Raw genomic sequence first — 17884 nt, 5'->3', positions numbered from 1 at the left:
GTCAGCCCGCCCCCTTGTGCATACCTCATGCGGTCGGCATACCGCAGCGATCACGAGACGTCAGCCCCTACGACACCACGCTTTGAAGGTCAGTACCTAGTACTCCAGCTGTAGATCGCGATCTTCGTAGTGCGCGGTCTGCCGGGCGGCGGCAGCGGTCGGCTTGGGCTTGGTGGCTGCGGCGGGCTGGCGCGTAGGGTGCCGGGATGATCGCGATGCCAGAGGAGTTCGCGCAGAGCACTGTCGATCGCGAGGGGGAGGCCGGGGCGGCATGGCTCGCCGAGCTGCCCGGGATCGTGGAGGAGTTGCTGGGGCGCTGGGGGTGCGTGCCGGATGGCGAGGTCATGCACGGGGGTGTCGGCGTCATCGTTCCGGTACAGCGGCGGGCTGGGGAGAGCGCCGTGCTGAAGGTGTCGTTTCCGCATCCTGGCAACGTCCATGAGCCGGATGCGTTCGTTGCGTGGGGCGGGTGCGGCGCCGTCCTGCTGCATGAGCGCGACGACGAGCGGTTCGCGATGCTGCTGGAGCGGGTTCAGCCGTCGACCCTGGCGGAGGTCGAGGACGGCGACGAGGTGGTGACGGTCGCCGGGCGGCTCAATCGCCGCCTGGCCATCCCCGCTCCGCCCTGCCTGCCCCGGCTGCGTGAGCAGGCCGACCCCTGGGAGGAACAGCTGCGCGAGGACGCCAAGGAGCTGACGCATGCCCTGCCGCGTCAGGTGCTGGATGCCGCCGTGGCGACCGTTCGGGACCTGGGTCGGGCCCAGCCGGACACCCTCATCCACGGCGACCTCCATGCCCGGAACATCCTGCGTGCCGGCCGAGAGCCGTGGCTAGCTGTCGACCCCAAGGGGTACGTGGGAGATCCTGCCTACGACGGCGGCACACTACTGAAGTCCCGCGCGCTGACGCTCCTCGAAGCGGATGACCTGCGCAAGGCTGTCCACCGCGTCTTGGACGTCTTCGCCGAGGCCGCGGAACTCGACCGTGAACGCGTCCAGCGGTGGGCCCAGTTCCATGCCGTCCAGGCTGCGTTCTGGGGCCGCCGCCACGGATTTCGTATCGCCCGCAGCGGACCACGACTGGACTGGCTCACCGAATTCGCTGACCGCCTGGCGGAGTTGCTCACCGAAGGCTCGTAGTGCGTGATGGAGCTGGCCGGGTCCGGTGAGTGGACGAGTGCGGCCACCGTTGATCATCGTGAGCTGTGTGTACTGACGATGAGGCGATGGCCGCAGGTCACGGCATAGACCCTGCCCGGTGGCGGGAGGCGTTCGATACGGCGATGGGCCGTATCGCGGGCCGGTTCGCCCGGTACGAACCCCGCTGGCGAGCCGGGCGGCTGGTGCTCGGCCTGCTGTCGGACCTGCCGCGCAAAAACTGCTGGACGATCGCGGAGTGGGCCGGGGAGGCCAGCCCGCACGGCATGCAGCATCTGCTGTCCCGGGCCGTCTGGTGACCGGCGAGAAGACGACGTGCGGTCCAGCGCAGCTCGACAAGATGCTGACCGAGGCCCGCCGGGTGACGCCGTGGCTCGCACAGGGCGCGAGCGTGCCGCAGCAACAGGTCATACGCGACTTCGCCAAATCGCGGGCGAAGGCGGTGAAGGACATCAAGGCTCGGCTCCCTCAGCGGCAGCGGGCCGGAATGCCCCGCTGGAAGAAGAAGCGCGAAACCGACCCCAGCTTGAACTACACCCAGCGCGGGTTCCGTCTCAAAGACGGGCGCCTGCACCTGGCGGGCGGCATCGTGCTGACCGTCGTCTGGTCCCGCGAGCTGCCCACGCCTCCTTCGACTGTGCGCGTGTACCGCGACAGTATCGGCCACTGGTACGCGAGCTTTGTCGTCGCCACGACCACCGCACACCTTCCGGAGACCGGCCGCGTGATCGGGATCGACTGGGGTGTGCGTGAGACCGCGACCACCACGAACAGCGACCACGACCTTCCCCACCCGCAGCACGGCAGGACAGCCGCCCAGAAACTCGCCCACTATCAGCGGATAATGGCCCGTCGCCGACCGGCGAAGGGCCGCGCAGCCTCGAAGGGCTACCGCGAGGCAAAACGGAAGACAGCGAAGCTGCACAAGAAGGTCGCCCGGCAGCGTGAGGACACTGCCCGCAAGTGGGCGAAGAAGGTTGTCCGCGACCACGACCGGATCGCGGTGGAGGACTTCCGTCCGAAGTTCCTCGCGAAGTCGACCATGGCGCGCAAGGCCGCCGACGCCGCCATCGGTGCGACCAAGAAGGCCCTGATCGAGATGGGCCGCAAGCACGGGCGCGAGGTGCGCCTCGTGCATCCAGCGCACACGACGATGGACTGTGCGCAGTGCGGAGCGAGAACCAAGCACGCACTACCTCTGTCGGAGAGAACGTATGCCTGCACCGCGTGCGGAGCCGTATCCCCGAGGGATAAGAACTCGGCGCGCGTGATGCTGGTCCGGGCGGGTTGGTGCACGGCAGGTGCTGAGGGCATAAGACCACCGGGTTCGCTGGACTCGGTGGCTGCCTGAGCCTGGAATCCCCACGTACGCCTGAAGGTGCCCCCGCACGGTGGCGTCCGGCCGCCAGGCCGGGCGGGAATCCCCCGCCCTTCAGACGGGGGGAGCCTCCAAAGCTGTACTCCCTGGGCTCGTCCAATTCGGCGGTGCACAGTTCGCAGTCGCAGGGGGCGTCCGGCGTATCGTCCGGCAGTTCGAGGACCTCGACGGCCGCCGCGTGCGTCGTGATGTCCGAGTACTGGGCGAGGACCTGGCGGAGTTCGTCTCGACGCGGATCGTCGACGATGGCGATGGCGTCGTGGTGCCGGACGCCGAACGTCTCCTTGAGCTCGGCAAGTTCCTTCTTGCGGGCGTGGTTCTTCGGCATAGCGCAACCCCTCCAGCGCCGCGGCGATCCCGTGACTCGCCGCGCAGGAAGCGTCGGCCGAGGAAACTGCGAAGAGAGGCTCGGCGCGGGGCACCTTCGGAGAAATGTCCGGTCACGGGCCGAACGGCGAGTCGATCAAGTGGTCGCCGAATGAATCTCCCTGCCGCCGGGTGAACCCTCCCCCCGTTATGTTTTCCGCGGTCCTGCAAGAGGGCCGCTGGCCTCTGGGCCCGGTATGACTGTTCCCCCCTGTCGAACGGATGACCTGGGGGGTGGTGTCACCGGGCCCGAGAGGCGCCGTTGGAGACGCTGATGAGAGGTCCGACTACCGCCTGGCCTGGCGCAATGCCCGGCCGCTTGCGGGCGGCAGGTCTGCATAACGTGGATGCGCGCATACGACGCCAACGCCCTGGCCAGCACCGCACGAACCCCGTTCGGGAGGATGGGTTGGACGACATCGACGACGTGGGCGTTTTCCTCGGCCTGGACGTTGGCAAGAGCGCCCACCACGGGCACGGCCTCACCCCGGCCGGCAAGAAGGTCTTCGACAAGCAGCTGCCCAACAGCGAGCCGAAGTTGCGGGCCGTCTTTGACAAGCTGACCGCAAAGTTCGGCACCGTGCTGGTGATCGTGGACCAGCCCGCCTCCATCGGAGCACTGCCCCTGACCGTCGCCCGGGCCGCCGGCTGCAAGGTCGCCTATCTGCCCGGCTTGTCCATGCGGCGGATCGCCGATCTCTACCCGGGCGAGGCGAAGACCGACGCGAAGGACGCCGCGGTGATCGCAGACGCCGCACGGACCATGCCGCACACCCTGCGCTCGCTGGAACTCACCGACGAGATCACCGCCGAGCTGACCGTGCTGGTGGGCTTCGATCAGGACCTGGCGGCCGAGGCGACCCGCACCTCCAACCGGATACGCGGCCTGCTCACCCAGTTCCACCCCAGCCTTGAGCGTGTCCTTGGCCCGCGCCTGGACCACAGCGCAGTGACCTGGCTGCTGGAACGCTACGGATCCCCGGCCAGCTTGCGAAAGGCCGGTCGCCGCAGGCTCGTTGAGGTGATCCGGCCCAAGGCTCCACGCATGGCTGCCCGGCTGATCGACGAGATCTTCGACGCGCTCGACGAGCAGACCGTCGTGGTCCCGGGCACCGGCACCCTCGACGTCGTCATCCCGTCCCTGGCTCGTTCGCTCGCTGCGGTCCACGAACAGCGACGAGCCCTGGAAACGCAGATCGGACAGCTGCTGGAGGCTCACCCTCTTTCCGCGGTCCTGACCTCGATTCCGGGGGTCGCGGTCAGGACCGCCGCCACCTTGCTGGTCACCGTCGGCGACGGAACCAGCTTCCCCACCGCCGCCCACCTCGCCTCCTACGCCGGCCTTGCCCCGACGACCAAGTCGTCGGGGACCTCGATCCACGGCGAACACGCGCCCAGAGGCGGCAACCGGCAGCTGAAACGCGCCATGTTCCTGTCCGCGTTCGCCGCCCTGCACGATCCCGCCTCCCGCACCTACTACGACCGGTGCCGGGCCCGCGGGAAGACCCACACCCAGGCACTTCTCCGCCTGGCCCGCCAACGGATCAACGTGCTGTTCGCAATGCTCCGCGACGGCACCTTCTACGAACCCCGAACCCCACGCCTCGCTTGACGAAAAACATAGAGGCACCCCTCGGCGGCAGGGACAAGCCGAACACGCAAGAGCGGACACGTGACGTCTAGCCGCCGCTGGCCTGGTCCCCCTCGCCCTCCTGGCGGACAGGCCCGGCCAGCGCTTCGGTCTCCTGCAAGAGCCGGTCCGTGGGAGTGAAGTCCCCCAGCTCGACCGCGAGCGCGGCGCGCACGAACGCGGCGAGCGGGATGCTCCCGGTGCGCACCTCGAAGATGCGCAGCACCCCGTCCGCGTGCGCGGCGCGGTGTCGGCACCGGGCCTGCACGCAGTAGCCCTCGGCGGCCAGGGCGAGCCGTTTGAAGGCGTTGTTCTTCTCGTCGGTGAGCTGGGCGGGACAGCCCAGGTGGTCCAGCGTGATCCGGATGTGGGCGCGCATCTCGGTCGGGCGGATGGTCAGCCGGCCGCCGCCGGGCGTGAGGTAGCGGCCGGGCGTCACCGGGGCGTACGGATGGATCAGCGGCAGATCCTTGTCCACCACGTGCTGGGCGGGCAGTCCGTCGTACTCGAAGTAGGGGCCTGCAATGCCGTTGTGCTCGATTGTCATGCGGTCCTCGTTTCGGTCGCGGGGCGGTCGCCGGGCCGCCCCGTCACGCGCTGGTGCCGGGCACGTTCCGCAGGAGTGCGGCGGTCATCGCCAGGAGCGTCTCCGCCTCGGCCCGGTCGTACTTGAAGGTCTTGGTGACCGCGTCGTTGTGCAGGGCACCGCAGGTCTGGCCGTACAGGGCGTCCTGGATCCGCCACCACCGCTCGGTCTGGTTGCACTGGCTGGCTTGCTTCCTCGATCCGGGGTTGTCCCAGGTGACGTTCTCCCGGACCCACTCCAGCGCCCGCCTGACCTCTAGGATCGATGCTCGGACCTCGCCCACGGTCAGCAGTCGCTGCGCATCCCGCAGGGTCCGGCCGACCTCGTCCCGCTCCGGATCGCCGAGCGGGTACGGCACGGCCATCTCGAACGCGGCGGACGGCCCCAGTTGCGCGAGCTGCTGTTCCCACCGGCTCTTGGCGATGGTGATGTGCGTCGTGTCCTGGGCGCTCCCCGGGTAGCCGGGCGCCTGCGGCAGGGTCGCGTTGAGGTCGATCTCGAACCGGACGTCGCCGGTGCGGCCCTCCTCGACCGCGTGGACCTGCAACGACGTCAGCGGGAACGACAGGTTCACGCGGTGGACGGTCACCTTCGGGGTGTACGCCAGGTTCGCCGTGGTCCGGGCGAGCCGGGAGCGCTGCCCCGTCGTATCGAAGCCGAACAGGTCCGCCTCCAGGGCGAGGATCTTCCCGGCCTCGATGAAGGGCGACACCCCGACGGCGAGCTGAACGCTCAGCTCGTGGGCTCCCAGCGCGCGGTGCAGCCACGTCTGGTCGTTGCTGACCGCCGCGGTGAACCGGATGTCGTCGTCGAAGCGGAGTTCCTGCATAGCTCCCCCAAAGGGCGTGTCGATCACCCGATTCTGCCGGGCGGGCCGCCGCATCACCGCCGATTTCCCCCGGCCTCGGGCTTCAGCCCGCAGACCCAACGGGCCCGGCTCCAGCCCTGCGGGCCGCGGTACCGTCCGGCGCGCACCGCCCCGGCCCAATACCTCCGGACCGCGCCAGGATGGAGTGGAGTGGGGCCAGCCCGGTGTCGGTGATCCCGTACACAGGCCGGAGTCCGAAGTCGGCCGCGTGCTGGACTGCCCGCAGTGCACTGCGCGCGGCTCCCGCCGGGTGCGCGATCGTTGCGGTGATGCAGACCAAAGGGCCGGCGCGATGACCTTCTAGGCCGTCGCCGCTTCCGGATGCCGGGCCGTGGTCCGTACTGCGGCCTCAACTTCGAACCGGGGTTTGTCCTCGCCTTTGGCGTGCGCGGTGACGGCGGCCTGGACTTCACCGGCTAGCTTCATCCAGTGCTGCCAGGCCTCTTCGTACGTCTCGGTCTGCTCTGGCGGCCACGGGGTCACCGTGGGCCGACCGTAGGTGTCCTTCAGTTCCCGTACCCGGCCGTGCGCCTCGTCGGCCGCTCCCTGCATCTCCACAAGATCATCGAATGTGTGTGCCACGTTCATGGATCCTATGTCGCTTGCTATGGGGCACGGTGCCGTTGACCAGCACGTCACCCTCTCATGCGTTCTCGGGCGCGGTCTCGCCTTGGGCCGTCCCTGTGCGAAGGAGGCGCTCCTGGCCGTTCGCCTCCTCGATGAGTTGGATCACCTTTCAGATCGCCCCGCCGGACGGCTGGCATAAAGCCGTCGTCCAGGCCGCGCAGCGAGCGCACAGGCGGACACCGCGGGGGTAGGCGGACTGCGAATCGCCACCCTCATCCGGCATCAGCAAAAGCAATGGCACAGGGTGAACTCCTCATGCAGTCTGGTGGGTTGCCCACACAGGAGGTCGTACCCGTGGCAGAGATCCGCTCGCTGGAGGAGTTGCAGTCACCGGACAGGACAGCGCTCGTCTTCACCCCGTTCGGGCTGGGCGGTGCAATGCCTGCCGAGCGGTCCGCCGAGTTCCTGCAGCGGCTGGTCGCGGACTGCGAGCTTGCTTCGGACGTGGCGGAGGGAACGCGCCGGGAGTTCGATCGGCTTCAGCGTCTTTTCGCCTATGGCCTGCTCGACTATGACGTCTTCACCGTGGTCGACGACCGCGCCTTGCTGGTGATGGAGCAGGCACTGCGCGAGCGGTTCGTCCAGTGGTGCGCCGGTGCGGTCACGTTCGAGGACGCCAACGGTGTGGAGTCTCCAGTAGTCGAGGACGTGCGCACCTACGACGATGTGTTCGCCGCGGTGAAGAAGGTGGGCAGGAGGAGTAGGCGGAGACCGCGGCAGCAGCCGTCGCCGCAGTGGCGGTTGAGGGTCGGCAGCACGCTGATCGACTTCAACGGCATGCTGGCCGGGCTGCGGACCTGGGCGCGAGCGGCCGGTCTGCTGCGTGGTCAGCGCACGCGTGGCATCGAGCATGCGATGTCGAAGCTGCGCGATGCTGTGGCCCACCCGACCGGTTACCACCGCACGATGCCCGTGGAGACGGCACGGACCCTGCACGACCTGGCAGAGCTCATCAATCAGCTGTGGGGACACCCGACCCCTGGCGGGCGCCTGTACCCCGCCCCGGTGGAACGCGACATCGTCGTCATGGCCTGGGACGACGAGGGAAGCGTCCACATGGCCCAGGCCGATGCCCTGCGCGACGATACCGACGCCGACGGATACCACTTCATCCTGATCCGCAGCGCTTCTGGCCCCGGAAGCCGGTACGAGGACGCGTACTGGTCGGCGTTCGACGCCCGGTTCGAGACAACGCAGTTCCCCGCCGAGTACCTGTGGGGGCCCGGAAGCCGCAGTGAGGCTCTGGCCTGGCTCGATGCAGAGCAACCGAAGGGGGATACCGTCGACTACGTCGACCGCGTCTTCATGCTCCGTGAGCACGACGGCCAGGTGTACCCGCCGATGCGCCCGGAAGTGGCCGCGGTGCTCACCGAAGAAGAGCAACGCGGCACCTGGCACACGGTGCGGGCCGACTTCCCCGAACACGCCTTCGCCCACGTACGCGGTCTCAGCGGCAGTCCCCATGCACACGTCCGGACCGGCGACTGCAGAAACTGCGCTGCTCATCACCTCGGCAGCGGCAGTCACGAACAGGCCTTGCGGGCGGCCGAGGATGCCATCGGCGTCGTGACCCCCCGGCGGCCGCCCGCCGTTCGTGTCCCTGACTCGTTCTTCTGGCCACACAGATTCTGAGATCTCGGAAAGCTGACGGGCGGGTGTATTGGTCGACGCCCCTCGTGCAGCGCACTCAGGTGCTTCGAACGGTCGTAGATGGAGGGGCGGCCCCTGCCCAGGGCGCGGGGTGCCGGGGCCGCCCGGGCCCTGCCGTCCTGTCAACGCAAGGCACTACGACGCTAGGACCCAGCAGCTGGCACCGCGCTTCCCGCGCGGCACCTGGGTGAGCCTTGACGAAGGTCCGCCCCGTACGTCTGCCGGGAGCAGCCCGGCGGCGATGGGCGCGGTATGGAGGAACGGCCGACAGCCACTGCTGGCTAGCGGGTTTGGAACAAGGGCGTGTCGGCTGGCGTCAGGTCGGTGCGGATGCGGTGCAGCCGGGCCGGGTGACGGAAGCGGTCGGCGCTGTCCCGGGCGACGTCGGCGGCGACTTCCACGACCACCTCGGGCTGTACGAGGGTGACGGTGAGGGTCTCTCTGGTGCCCCACCCAGCGGAGAACGTCCACCCTGTCCACGGATGTCCGGCCGCGGCCGGGACGAGCAGCCCGGACAAGCGTGTGCTGGCAGCGCGGGCCAGTGTGGTGGTGCGGCCGGTGTACTGCAGGAGCCCGCGGGCGTCGAGCCTGCCCAGCAGCAGGCTGCGGGAAGCGGCAAGGGACCCGGTGATCGCGCCGACGATCGCCTCCTGCGTTTCGCGCACCTTGTACTTGCGCCATCCGCGTACCGACGGTCGGTAGGGGTCCTCGAGTCGCTTGAAGCAGACGCCCTCCATGCCGACAGCCGTCCATGACAGCCACTCGGTCGCAGTGTCGGGGTCCGTGGTCGACGGGCACAGCGCCCATGGCGCCGACAGCTGGCGTTCGGCGAACAGGTCCTCCAGCGCGGTCCGGCGCCGACGGTACGGCCACGCCGTCGTGTCAGTGCCGGCCAGCCGCAGCACGTCGAAAGCAACGAAGTGGGACGGCCATGTCGTAGAGGCCTCTACCGCCCCTGCTCCACGCCGCAGTCGGCCTTGGAGACGCTCGAACGCCAGCCGCCCGGACTCCCACACCACCAATTCGCCATCCAGGGCCGTCGCGTCCGGCAGCTGCGCCGTTGCTGCCACGATCTCGGGAAACATCCCTGCGAGATCGGTGCCGCGCCGTGAGCGCAGCACCACTTGCCCTGCTTCCGTGGAGAGCTGCGCGCGGAAGCCATCCCACTTCGGCTCGGCTGCCCACCCCTGCGGCAGATCGGGGCTGTTCACGGCCGCAGAGAGCATTGGCTCGGGAAGTGTCCAGGTCATGGCGCGGCATTCGGGAGGACGTCAGGCGGCGCTCGTCTTGCGGCGCCCCTTGGCGCGGGTGAGTGCGTCGACGAGCTGCTCGCGGCTCATCTTGGAGCGGCCTTCGATGCCCTGCTCGGTGGCCCGCTGGTACAGCTCCGTCTTGCTCAGCTGCCGCAGGTCGCCCTTGCCTGCGCGGCGCTGGCGGGCTTTCGAAGCCGTTCGTGCCGTCTGCGGTGGCGCTTTGTGGGCGGCGGGTCTCTTCGCCGCCTTCGCGGCCGGCTTTCGTGCGGTCTTGCGGGCGGGGGCCTTCTTGGCCGGCCGCGGCTCGGCGGCCGTCTTCTGTCCGCGGGCCTGGTCGAGGCTGCCCTGCAGGACGGACATCAGGTCGATGACGTTGGTGGCCTGCGGCGCCTCCTCCGCCACCGCGATCTCCTGGCCCTCGGCCTTCGCCTGGACCAGCTCACGGACCTTCTCCTCGTAGTTGTCGTGATACCGGCCGGGTTCCCAGGGTGCGCTCAGGGCGTCGACGAGCTGGATGGCCAGCGTCAGTTCCTTGCCCTTGCCTGCGCGGCGCGAGGGGAGTTCGGGCAGTTCCTTGCCCGGATCGCGCACCTCGTCCGCCCAGTGCAGTGTCTGCAGCACCAGCAGCCGCTCCTCGGCGCGCAGTGCGGTGAGGTATTGCTTGCCGCGCATGACGAACGTCGCGATCCCGGCCTTGTCCGACTCCTCGAGTGCCGCGCGCAGCAGCTCGTAGACCTTGGTGTACTCCTTGCCGCGGGGCGCGACGTAGTAGGTGCGGTCGAAGTAGACCGGCTCGATGTCGTCCAAGTCGACGAAGTCGGTGATGTCGATGGTCTGGGAGCGGCCTGGCGCGATCTGGTCCAGCTCGTCGGGCTCGACGACGATGTACTCGCCCTCGGCGAGCTCGTAGCCCTTGACGATGTTCTCGGACGGTACTTCCCTGCCGGTGCGTTCGTTGACGCGCCGGTTGCGGATCCGGTCGGCGGTGTTGCGCTGCAGCTGGTGGAAGTGGACCGTGTGGTCTTCGGTCGCCGTGTACAGGCCCACGGGCAGGCTGGCCAGTCCGAAGGTGATCACACCGGTCCAGATCGAGCGTGCCATGACCGTTCACTCCCGTGCCTGATGCTGCTGGTGGCGCGCCCGGCAGGGTGCGCCTGCTGACCACGGTGTCACTCCTGAACCAGGGGCGCGCGCCGGGCGCCCGGGGTGACGAGCCGCAGGTGGAGGCGGGGAGGAGCAGCCAGCGTTGCGCTCCGCTGATCCGGTGCGGGCTATGTGGTGTCGGCGGTCATGCGGCGTACGTGCTGCGCGGTCTCGTGTGCCTCCCGCTCGGCCTGGGCGAGGGCGTCGGCGGTGGACCGGCGGTGTTCCTCGGCTTCCTGCTGTTCGTTCTCGGCTTGCTGGACCTCCTCGCGCGCCTGCTGCAGTTGCTCTTCGATGGCGGACATCCGCCGGCGGGCCTGCTCGGTGCGTTCGCGTGCCCGCTGCAGCTCGGCGTCGACGTCCGCTTGCCGTGCGCGTTCTTCGCGCAGGCGCTGCTCGGCCGCCTCGGCTGCCTCCTTGGCCCGGGTCAGCTGTCCTGGCGGGCGCGGCGCCGCTCGGCGAGTTCGTCCTTGGCAGCCCGTGCCGGCGGTGGGGGCGCGGGGCGGCTGCGGGTGCCCGGCCTCTCGGCCGCTGGTGCGGTGCCGGGGCGGAATTCCGATGGCGGGGTGAGGGCGTTGACCAGGCGGCCGCCCACCCACTGGTCGGCTGCGTCCGGATCGGCGAGCACGGCGCGCAGGGTCGCTTCGAGGTCCTGCTGGACCGGATCCGAGAGCCGGTGCCCGGCGTCGCGGGCGAGCTGGGCGGCCTGCCGGGACAGGGCGGAGACGACACGGCGGCGCTGCGCGGAGAGATCTTTGAGTCCGCCGGCGTCCAGGGCGTGGTAGGCCTCGCGCAGCGCTTAACCCAGTTCCAGGAACTGTCGGCTCTCTTCCGGCTGGGAGCGCAGCAGGAGGTTGGCGGCCCAGGCCGCGAGGGTGGGGCGGCGGGCGGCATGGATGCGGCGGGCGTCGTCCACCCGGCCAGCTGCTTTCGCGGCGGCGGCCAGCGTCTCCCGTCGGGCGACGAAGTCGGACGGCGACGTGGTGTAGAGCTCGTCGAGGACGGCTTCCACGTCGTGCCCTTGGCCGCCACGGCGGTCTTTGCGCGCGTTCAGCGTTCCCACACCTCCGGCCCGCCCTCGTGCCACTCGATGCATCCCGACTCAGCGACATCCAGCTCGTCCCAGCCGGTCAGGCCCGCGTTCCCCGTCCCAGACGGCAGGTAGACGATCACGCGGCGCTCCGACATGGCATCAGCCTCACGCGCACCTCACCGCCCCGCATCCCGGCCGAGTCGAGTCCCGCCTCGCAGGCCCGCGGCACGAGAACGGATCTGACGTGTGACTGAGCGCCCTACTTGGCCGATTTGGCCAACCACGGCGCTCAGCAGCACAGGGCCTCGGGCCTACGGTGCCGACAGGGCTGTGTGCTCTGCTTTCTCCAGCCAGTCGGTGTACCAGCGGGCGAACCTCACGGGCGAACCGTCCTCGCCGAGGAGCGGGGCGAGGTCGACGTCGTCCACCCGGCAGTCGGACCAGATCGTGCCGCGGTGGCTGCCGCTGATGATCAGCCACTCCCTCTGGGCACAGCCCAGGTGGGAGATCACGATCGCGCCGGCGGTGCGCTCCGGGGCGAACATGGCCGCCCCCCACCGCTCGTCCCACGCCTCCATGGCGTCGTCGAAGTCTTCGATGTCATCGAAGTCCTCTTCCTCAGCGCACTGGGCAAGGAGTTCCTCGAGCAGCTTCGGGTCCGGACCCTGGTTGGGAAACGGTTCGGCAAGCCTCGACAGGTCGACCATCTCCGCGCCGTCGCCTTCCCAACGCCAGCGGCCCTGCGCGCGTCGAATGGGGAACAGGCCGTACGCGGGGCCAGCGCCACCTGCACCAACGTGAAGCAGGAAGGCTCGGTACTCCTCCGGCAGCTGCACACCTATCTGAGCCTCGAGTTCGGCAAGCTCGCCCTGGGTGAGGGGGTCCTCCACGACCCACTTGTGCCCCAACGCCCCGAACACCTTGCTGCCCGCAGGCCCTGCAGCCGCCGCCTCGACCCGCTGACGTACTCCCACCCACTGCTGATCAGTCATGAGCCCAGACCGTACGTGCCGGTGCTGACATCGAGGTTGCCGGGCCCACTGCCACCGCGAGAACAGCCTGGCACCCGTGGTCTCTCGGTACATCACGCACACCGGCCAACTGAAGCGCGCAGGGGCCAAGTAGGGCGCTCAGTCACATGACGTCACCGTGGCGGCACGTGAGAGCACCACCCACGACTTCGAACAAGTTTTCGGTTTTCGGTTATGGTGGAGTCCTGGAGGGACACCGGTCAGGGGAGGGACAAACGAGAGGCAGGAGGTGCGCAGCGGTGGATTTACTCATCTGCACGTCGCCTCCGGCTATTCGGCCCGTTACGGCGCATCCCTCCCCGGTGCCCTCGTGCAGCGCGCTGCCGAGCGTGGGATGACGGCGCTCGCGCTGACCGACCGGGACACCGTTGCGGGCACGGTCCGCTTCGCCAAGGCCGCCGCGGCCGCCGGTATCCGCCCCGTCTTCGGTGTCGACGTCGCCGTCGCCCCGCTCGCCCCGCCCGACCCGGCCGCGGGTCGGCCGCGTACGCCCGTGCGCGGCGGCGCGCACGTGCTGGAGCGGCCGCTGCGGATCACCCTGCTTGCGCAGAACGCGGCCGGGTGGGCACGGCTGTGCCGCCTGGTGTCCGCCGCGCACGCCGAGGCAGGCGGCGCGGCGCCGGTCGTGTCCTGGCCCACCCTGCGTACGTACGCCGACCAGGACCTGGTGGTGCTGCTCGGCCCGGCCTGCGAACCGGTGCGGGCCCTGTCCGCCGGCCGCCCCGACGTCGCCGAGCAGCTGCTCGCGCCGTGGCGGGAGCTGGCCGGCGAGCGGCTGCGGCTGGAAGCCGTGTACCTGGGGCGGCAGGGCACCGGTGCGGGCTCGCTGCGGCTGGCCGCGCGCACTGTGGGCCTGGCCGACCAGCTCGGCGTCCGTACGGTGCTGACGAACGCGGTCCGCTACGCCGACCCCGACCAGCACCGGCTGGCCGACGTGCTCGATGCGGCCCGGCTGCTGCGGCCCGTCGACCGCCGGCGCCTGGACGGGGACGAACGGTGGCTGAAGGACCCGGAAGCCATGGCGGCGGCGGCCGACCGCATCGCGCGGGCCGTCGGCAATGACCCCGCCCGGGCCGCGCGTCTGCTGGCCGAGACCGAGGCCACCGGCCAGTCCTGCACCCTCACCGCGGTCGATCTCGGGCTCGGGCGTCCCCACTTCCCCGAACCCGCCGTCGTCGGCGCCGGCCCCGAGCGCGGTTCGGCCATGCGGCTGCTGCGGCAGCGGTGTGAGACCGGGATGGTCGCCCGTGGCCTGGACACCGACGAGCGTGCCGTACGACAGCTCCGCTACGAGCTGGAGGTCATCGGTCGGCTGGGTTTTGAGGGGTACTTCCTGGCCGTGGCCCAGGTCGTCGCGGATACCCGGGCGCTGGGGATCCGGGTTGCGGCGCGCGGCTCCGGCGCCGGCTCCATGGTCAACCACAGCCTCTTCGTCGCCACCGCCAACCCGCTCGAACACCGACTCCTGTTCGAACGGTTCCTCAGCGAGCGGCGTACCTCGTTGCCGGACATCGACCTCGACGTGGAGTCCGAGCGCCGCCTGGAGGTGTACGACGCGATCATCAAGCGGTTCGGGAAGGAGCGGACCGCGGTCACCGGCATGCCCGAGACCTACCGGGCCCGGCACGCCCTGCGGGACACCGGGCTCGCCCTCGGGATTCCGCCGCAGGTCGTCGGCGAGATCGCCAAGAGCTTTCCGCACCTCCGCGCCCGGGACATCCGCGGCGCCCTGGCCGAACTCCCGGAGTTGCGGCAACTCGCCGCCCGGGCCGACGGGTTCGGGCCGCTCTGGGAGCTGGCCGAGGGCCTGGACGCGCTGCCCCGGGGCTACGCCATGCACCCGTGCGGAGTGATCCTGTCGAACGCGGCACTGCTGGACCGACTTCCGGTGCAGCCGACCCCGGCCGGCTACCCGATGGTGCAGGCTGACAAGGAGGACGTCGAAGATCTCGGCCTCCTGAAGCTCGACGTCCTGGGCGTCCGCATGCAGTCCGCGATGGCGTACGCGGTCGCTGAAATCCGCCGCACGACCGGACGCCTGCTTGATCTCGACAACCCCGACCACGTCAGCCTGAACGACCGGCAGGCCTTCGAGATGATCCGGGCCTCGGACACCATCGGCCTCTTCCAGCTCGAAAGCCCTGGTCAGCAGGATCTGGTGGGACGTCTGCAACCCCGGCACATGCAGGACGTCGTCGCGGACATCAGCCTATTTAGGCCAGGACCCGTATCAGGGGGCATGCCCGCTTTGTATATCGCCGCCCGGCACGGCGCAGCCCCCACGTACCCGCACCCCGACCTGGAGCCAGTGCTCAACGACACCTACGGCGTAGTCATCTGGCACGAGCAGATCATCGCCATCCTCACGACGATGACCGGCTGCGACCGCGCCGCCGGCGACGTCGCCCGCCGCGCCCTGGCCGACCCCGACCGGCTGCTGAAGGTCGAGGCCTGGTTCCGTCGCACGGCCGGGGAGCGCGGCTACGCCAAGGAGGTGCTGGATGAGGTGTGGGAGACCGTCTCCTCCTTCGGCGCGTACGGCTTCTGCCGCGCCCACGCGGTGGCCTTCGCCGTCCCCGCCCTGCAGTCCGCATATTTGAAGGCGCACTTCCCGGCGTATCTGTACGCCGGGCTGCTGGAGCACGATCCGGGCATGTGGCCGCGCCGGGTCATCGTCGCCGACGCCCGCCGCCACGGCATCCCTGTGCTGCCCGTCGACGTCAACCACTCCCGCGGGCAGCACAGCGTGGAGCAGACCGGACAGGGCTGGGGGGTGCGCCTGGCATTCTCCACGGTCAAGGGCATCACCGAGGCGGAGACCGCCCGCCTGACGGCTGGCCAGCCCTACACCGGCCTGCAGGATCTGTGGCTGCGCGCCCGCCCGTCCCTGCCGCTCGCCCAGCGCCTGATCCGTATCGGCGCCCTCGACGCCCTCTCCCCCGGCCTGACCCGCCGGGATCTGCTCCTGCAGGCCACCGAACTGCACCGGCAGTCCCGCAACCGCACCATCACCGACGGGCAGCTGCCGCTGGGCGGAGAGCTAGTGACCGCCGGACCGAGCGGGCTGCCGGAAATGACCAGCCGCGACAAGCTCGGCGCCGAACTCGACACCCTCTCCATCGACGTGAGCCAGCATCTGATGGAGCACCACCACCGGCTGCTGCGCGAGCTCGGCGCGACCGACGCCGCACACCTGCGCGGCATGATGCCCGGGCAGAAAGTCCTCGTCGCCGGAGTGCGGGCCTCCACGCAGACGCCGCCCATCCCATCCGGCAAGCGGATCATCTTCTGCACGCTGGAGGACGGCTCCGGCCTGGTCGACATCGCCTTCTTCGAGGACTCCCACGAACACGTCGCGCACACCGTGTTCCACTCCGGGCTTCTGCTCGTACGCGGCACGGTGGAGGCCCGCGGCCCGCGCCGCACCGTCGTCGGCGAGATGGCCTGGGACCTGGACGAGGTGGCCGCCGCCCGCCGCGACCACGGCCCCCAGGCCGCCCTCGACCTCCTCGGCCGCACCAGCCCGGCCCCCACCCCGGCTCCGTCGGCCACCCCGCAGCGCACACTCGCCGACGGCACCGCCGGGGCCCGCCTGCACCCGTACGCCGACCTGTTGCCCGCCGGCACCCGCTCGGCGGACCTGCGCCGGCTCGGCCACCGCAGCCAAGGAAGCGCTGGGTGATCACCATGGGCCGTCACATCCTCCACCTGCGCTTCGACCTCCCGGCCGAACCGGACGCCGAACTCCCCGAGCGGCTGCGCCGCCTGCTCGAAGGCATCACGCCCCGCGTGCAGATGATCGAGCCGAACATGGCCGTCGTCGACCTCACCGGCGCGCTCCCGTACTGGAAGCTTCTCTTGGGGCTCCGTGGGTGTGGTGTGACGTTGCTGGAAGGCGCCTCGTTAGGCGCTGGACGGTGAATCTCCGGGGGTGTGGCTCTGTGGTGTGCCGTTGCAGATGGCTACGGAGTTGAGGACGTGAGCTGTGCGGAGTTTTCCGGTGTGTTTGCCGTCGGGGGCCCGGTACTGGACGGTGCTGGATGCGGAGTTGAAGGTGTTTCCCGCTGCTGATCAGTGGCTGAGGCACGTGCGGTTCGGCCAGCATCGTGCTGAGCTGACGACGAAGTCGTATGCGGGTGCCGTCGTTCTGTATCTGCACTGGTGTGAGCGGACCGGCCGGGACTGGCGCGAAGCCGCGAGCGAGGTGGGCCTTTTCATGGTCTGGCTCAAGTACGCCCCAAGGGATCCGCACGAACCGGTGTCGGCAGGGCCGGGCAGCGCGCCGGTCCGTGGAGAACGCCGCATCAACGGTGTTCTCACTGGCGTGCGGGGATTGCTGTCGCATGCTGTCACCACGGGCGAGGTGGAGCCCTGGGTGCTCAGCCAGCTCTACGAGGCGGTCAGCAGCCGGGACTTGCCCACCGAGGCGCTTGGTGAGGCGCCTGAGATGGTTTCGCGCTTGAAGGCGCGCCACCGGCTGCAGGAGCCGGAATCGGACGTGGACCGCGCTAGTGATGAAGAAGCGGTGGCGCTGTTTCGGGCGTGCCATAACGCACGGGACCGGCTCATCGTGCTGTTGCTGGCGCGTGTCGGGCTGCGTCCCGGGCAGGTGGCGGGGCTACGCCGCAGCGACTGTCACCTCCTGATGGACTCCCGGGCCCTGGGGTGCGACGTGGAAGGTCCGCATCTGCACATCATCCGGCGGGCGAATGAGAACGGTGCTTGGTCGAAGTCGCGGAAGAAGTGGGTGCTGCCGGTCGACTTCCTGGTCGTCCAGGCGATGGACCAGTACGCCGCTGAGCGTCACCGCATGGTCGGCGCCGGGGGCAGCGACTTCCTGCTGGTGAATCTCTTCCGCGCGCCGCTGGGGTTGCCGGTGACGACGGATGCGATCGGCGAGCTGATTGCCGCGCTCGTACGCCGGGCTGGCCTGGGGCGCAGGGTCGTTGCGCGCATGCTGCGTCATGCCTTTGCCAGTAATGTCGCCGACGCCGGCGGGGTTCTGGATGAGGTGCAGGCGTTGCTGGGGCAGAGCCATCCTGGCTCGCCTCGGCCCTATCTGCACCCCGCGGCGGGACGGCTGCGCGAGGCGACCGAGCGGGTGCCCTCTCCGCGCATGATGAGCGCGGAGGTCGAGTCGTGAGCATCCATGCAGTATCTGC

General features: G+C 69.8%; 14 protein-coding genes and 2 pseudogenes. 8 read left to right on the top strand and 8 right to left on the bottom strand.

The features are described from left to right. Nucleotides 1-206 precede the first annotated feature (206 nt). The 4 genes and pseudogenes from FB157_RS21475 (at nt 207) to FB157_RS21460 (ending at nt 4513) form a co-directional block, all read left to right on the top strand. Nucleotides 207-1139, top strand: a complete 933-nt coding sequence (locus FB157_RS21475; RefSeq protein ID WP_145882071.1) for an aminoglycoside phosphotransferase family protein — start codon at nt 207-209, stop codon at nt 1137-1139. Between the two features lie 143 nt (nt 1140-1282). Further along, nucleotides 1283-1453 (top strand): annotated as a pseudogene (locus FB157_RS21470) (IS701 family transposase); the annotation flags it as partial. Nucleotides 1454-1497: 44 nt separating this feature from the next. Then, nucleotides 1498-2508 (top strand): transposase, encoded by a 1011-nt coding sequence (locus tag FB157_RS21465; protein WP_315903828.1) that lies wholly within the window; start codon nt 1498-1500, stop codon nt 2506-2508. Nucleotides 2509-3310: 802 nt separating this feature from the next. After that, entirely contained in the window at nt 3311-4513 is a 1203-nt protein-coding gene (locus tag FB157_RS21460) for an IS110 family transposase (RefSeq protein ID WP_145882069.1), read from the top strand. Nucleotides 4514-4580: 67 nt separating this feature from the next. On the opposite strand, the gene FB157_RS21455 is transcribed toward FB157_RS21460, so the two are convergent. From FB157_RS21455 to FB157_RS21445, 3 genes are all read right to left on the bottom strand, one after another. Continuing rightward, nucleotides 4581-5078 (bottom strand): DUF6420 family protein, encoded by a 498-nt coding sequence (locus FB157_RS21455; protein ID WP_145882067.1) that lies wholly within the window; start codon nt 5076-5078, stop codon nt 4581-4583. Nucleotides 5079-5121: 43 nt separating this feature from the next. Next, the gene (locus tag FB157_RS21450) at nt 5122-5946 is read right to left on the bottom strand and encodes a hypothetical protein (protein ID WP_145882065.1); all 825 of its coding nucleotides are present in this window, start codon (nt 5944-5946) and stop codon (nt 5122-5124) included. Nucleotides 5947-6285: 339 nt separating this feature from the next. Beyond that, nucleotides 6286-6567 carry a hypothetical protein gene (locus FB157_RS21445; protein WP_145882063.1) on the bottom strand — a complete coding sequence of 94 codons (282 nt, stop codon included), beginning with the start codon at nt 6565-6567 and terminating at the stop codon, nt 6286-6288. A 339-nt stretch (nt 6568-6906) separates the two neighbouring features. Here FB157_RS21445 and FB157_RS21440 point away from each other — a divergent pair, with 339 nt between their 5' ends. Further along, nucleotides 6907-8244, top strand: a complete 1338-nt coding sequence (locus FB157_RS21440) for a hypothetical protein (RefSeq protein ID WP_261386412.1) — start codon at nt 6907-6909, stop codon at nt 8242-8244. Between the two features lie 299 nt (nt 8245-8543). Here FB157_RS21440 and FB157_RS21435 read toward each other — a convergent pair whose 3' ends face one another. From FB157_RS21435 to FB157_RS21420, 5 genes and pseudogenes are all read right to left on the bottom strand, one after another. Further along, the gene (locus FB157_RS21435; RefSeq protein WP_145882059.1) at nt 8544-9512 is read right to left on the bottom strand and encodes an ATP-dependent DNA ligase; all 969 of its coding nucleotides are present in this window, start codon (nt 9510-9512) and stop codon (nt 8544-8546) included. 21 nt (nt 9513-9533) lie between these two features. Next, the gene (locus FB157_RS21430) at nt 9534-10616 is read right to left on the bottom strand and encodes a Ku protein (RefSeq protein ID WP_145882057.1); all 1083 of its coding nucleotides are present in this window, start codon (nt 10614-10616) and stop codon (nt 9534-9536) included. 170 nt (nt 10617-10786) lie between these two features. Further along, a pseudogene (locus FB157_RS21425) lies at nt 10787-11754 on the bottom strand (hypothetical protein). Continuing rightward, nucleotides 11709-11846, bottom strand: coding sequence for a hypothetical protein (locus tag FB157_RS47410; RefSeq protein ID WP_186581621.1), 138 nt, complete (start codon nt 11844-11846; stop codon nt 11709-11711). The pseudogene FB157_RS21425 and the gene FB157_RS47410 overlap by 46 nt, the downstream one beginning before the upstream one ends. A 156-nt stretch (nt 11847-12002) precedes the next feature. Then, nucleotides 12003-12683: an SMI1/KNR4 family protein gene (locus tag FB157_RS21420; protein WP_145882055.1), complete on the bottom strand. Its 681-nt coding sequence runs from the start codon at nt 12681-12683 to the stop codon at nt 12003-12005. A 268-nt stretch (nt 12684-12951) separates the two neighbouring features. On the opposite strand from FB157_RS21420, the gene FB157_RS21415 reads away from it, so the two are divergent. The 3 genes from FB157_RS21415 (at nt 12952) to FB157_RS21405 (ending at nt 17865) form a co-directional block, all read left to right on the top strand. Continuing rightward, entirely contained in the window at nt 12952-16404 is a 3453-nt protein-coding gene (locus tag FB157_RS21415) for a DNA polymerase III subunit alpha (RefSeq protein WP_145882053.1), read from the top strand. Further along, on the top strand, nt 16401-16643 hold the full coding sequence (locus FB157_RS21410; RefSeq protein ID WP_145882051.1) for a hypothetical protein: 243 nt from the start codon (nt 16401-16403) through the stop codon (nt 16641-16643). The genes FB157_RS21415 and FB157_RS21410 overlap by 4 nt, the downstream gene beginning before the upstream one ends. Before the next feature lie 112 nt (nt 16644-16755). Further along, a complete protein-coding gene (locus tag FB157_RS21405; RefSeq protein WP_261386411.1) occupies nt 16756-17865 on the top strand; it encodes a tyrosine-type recombinase/integrase in 1110 nt (369 codons plus the stop codon). The last annotated feature ends 19 nt before the right edge of the window (nt 17866-17884 follow it).

Origin of the sequence: Streptomyces sp. BK340 (genome assembly GCF_007827595.1) — a bacterium.
Lineage (GTDB): Bacteria > Actinomycetota > Actinomycetes > Streptomycetales > Streptomycetaceae > Streptomyces.
This window is presented reverse-complemented; position numbering and strand designations above follow the sequence as displayed.

Excerpts from the sequence above, each read along its gene's own strand:
- FB157_RS21430 (WP_145882057.1), bottom strand. The coding sequence starts at position 10,616 with ATGGCACGCTCGATCTGGACCGGTGTGATCACCTTCGGACTGGCCAGC.
- FB157_RS21455 (WP_145882067.1), bottom strand. The coding sequence starts at position 5,078 with ATGACAATCGAGCACAACGGCATTGCAGGCCCCTACTTCGAGTACGAC.
- FB157_RS21435 (WP_145882059.1), bottom strand. The coding sequence starts at position 9,512 with ATGACCTGGACACTTCCCGAGCCAATGCTCTCTGCGGCCGTGAACAGC.
- FB157_RS21475 (WP_145882071.1), top strand. The coding sequence starts at position 207 with ATGATCGCGATGCCAGAGGAGTTCGCGCAGAGCACTGTCGATCGCGAG.
- FB157_RS21465 (WP_315903828.1), top strand. The coding sequence starts at position 1,498 with ATGCTGACCGAGGCCCGCCGGGTGACGCCGTGGCTCGCACAGGGCGCG.
- FB157_RS21420 (WP_145882055.1), bottom strand. The coding sequence starts at position 12,683 with ATGACTGATCAGCAGTGGGTGGGAGTACGTCAGCGGGTCGAGGCGGCG.
- FB157_RS21450 (WP_145882065.1), bottom strand. The coding sequence starts at position 5,946 with ATGCAGGAACTCCGCTTCGACGACGACATCCGGTTCACCGCGGCGGTC.
- FB157_RS47410 (WP_186581621.1), bottom strand. The coding sequence starts at position 11,846 with ATGTCGGAGCGCCGCGTGATCGTCTACCTGCCGTCTGGGACGGGGAAC.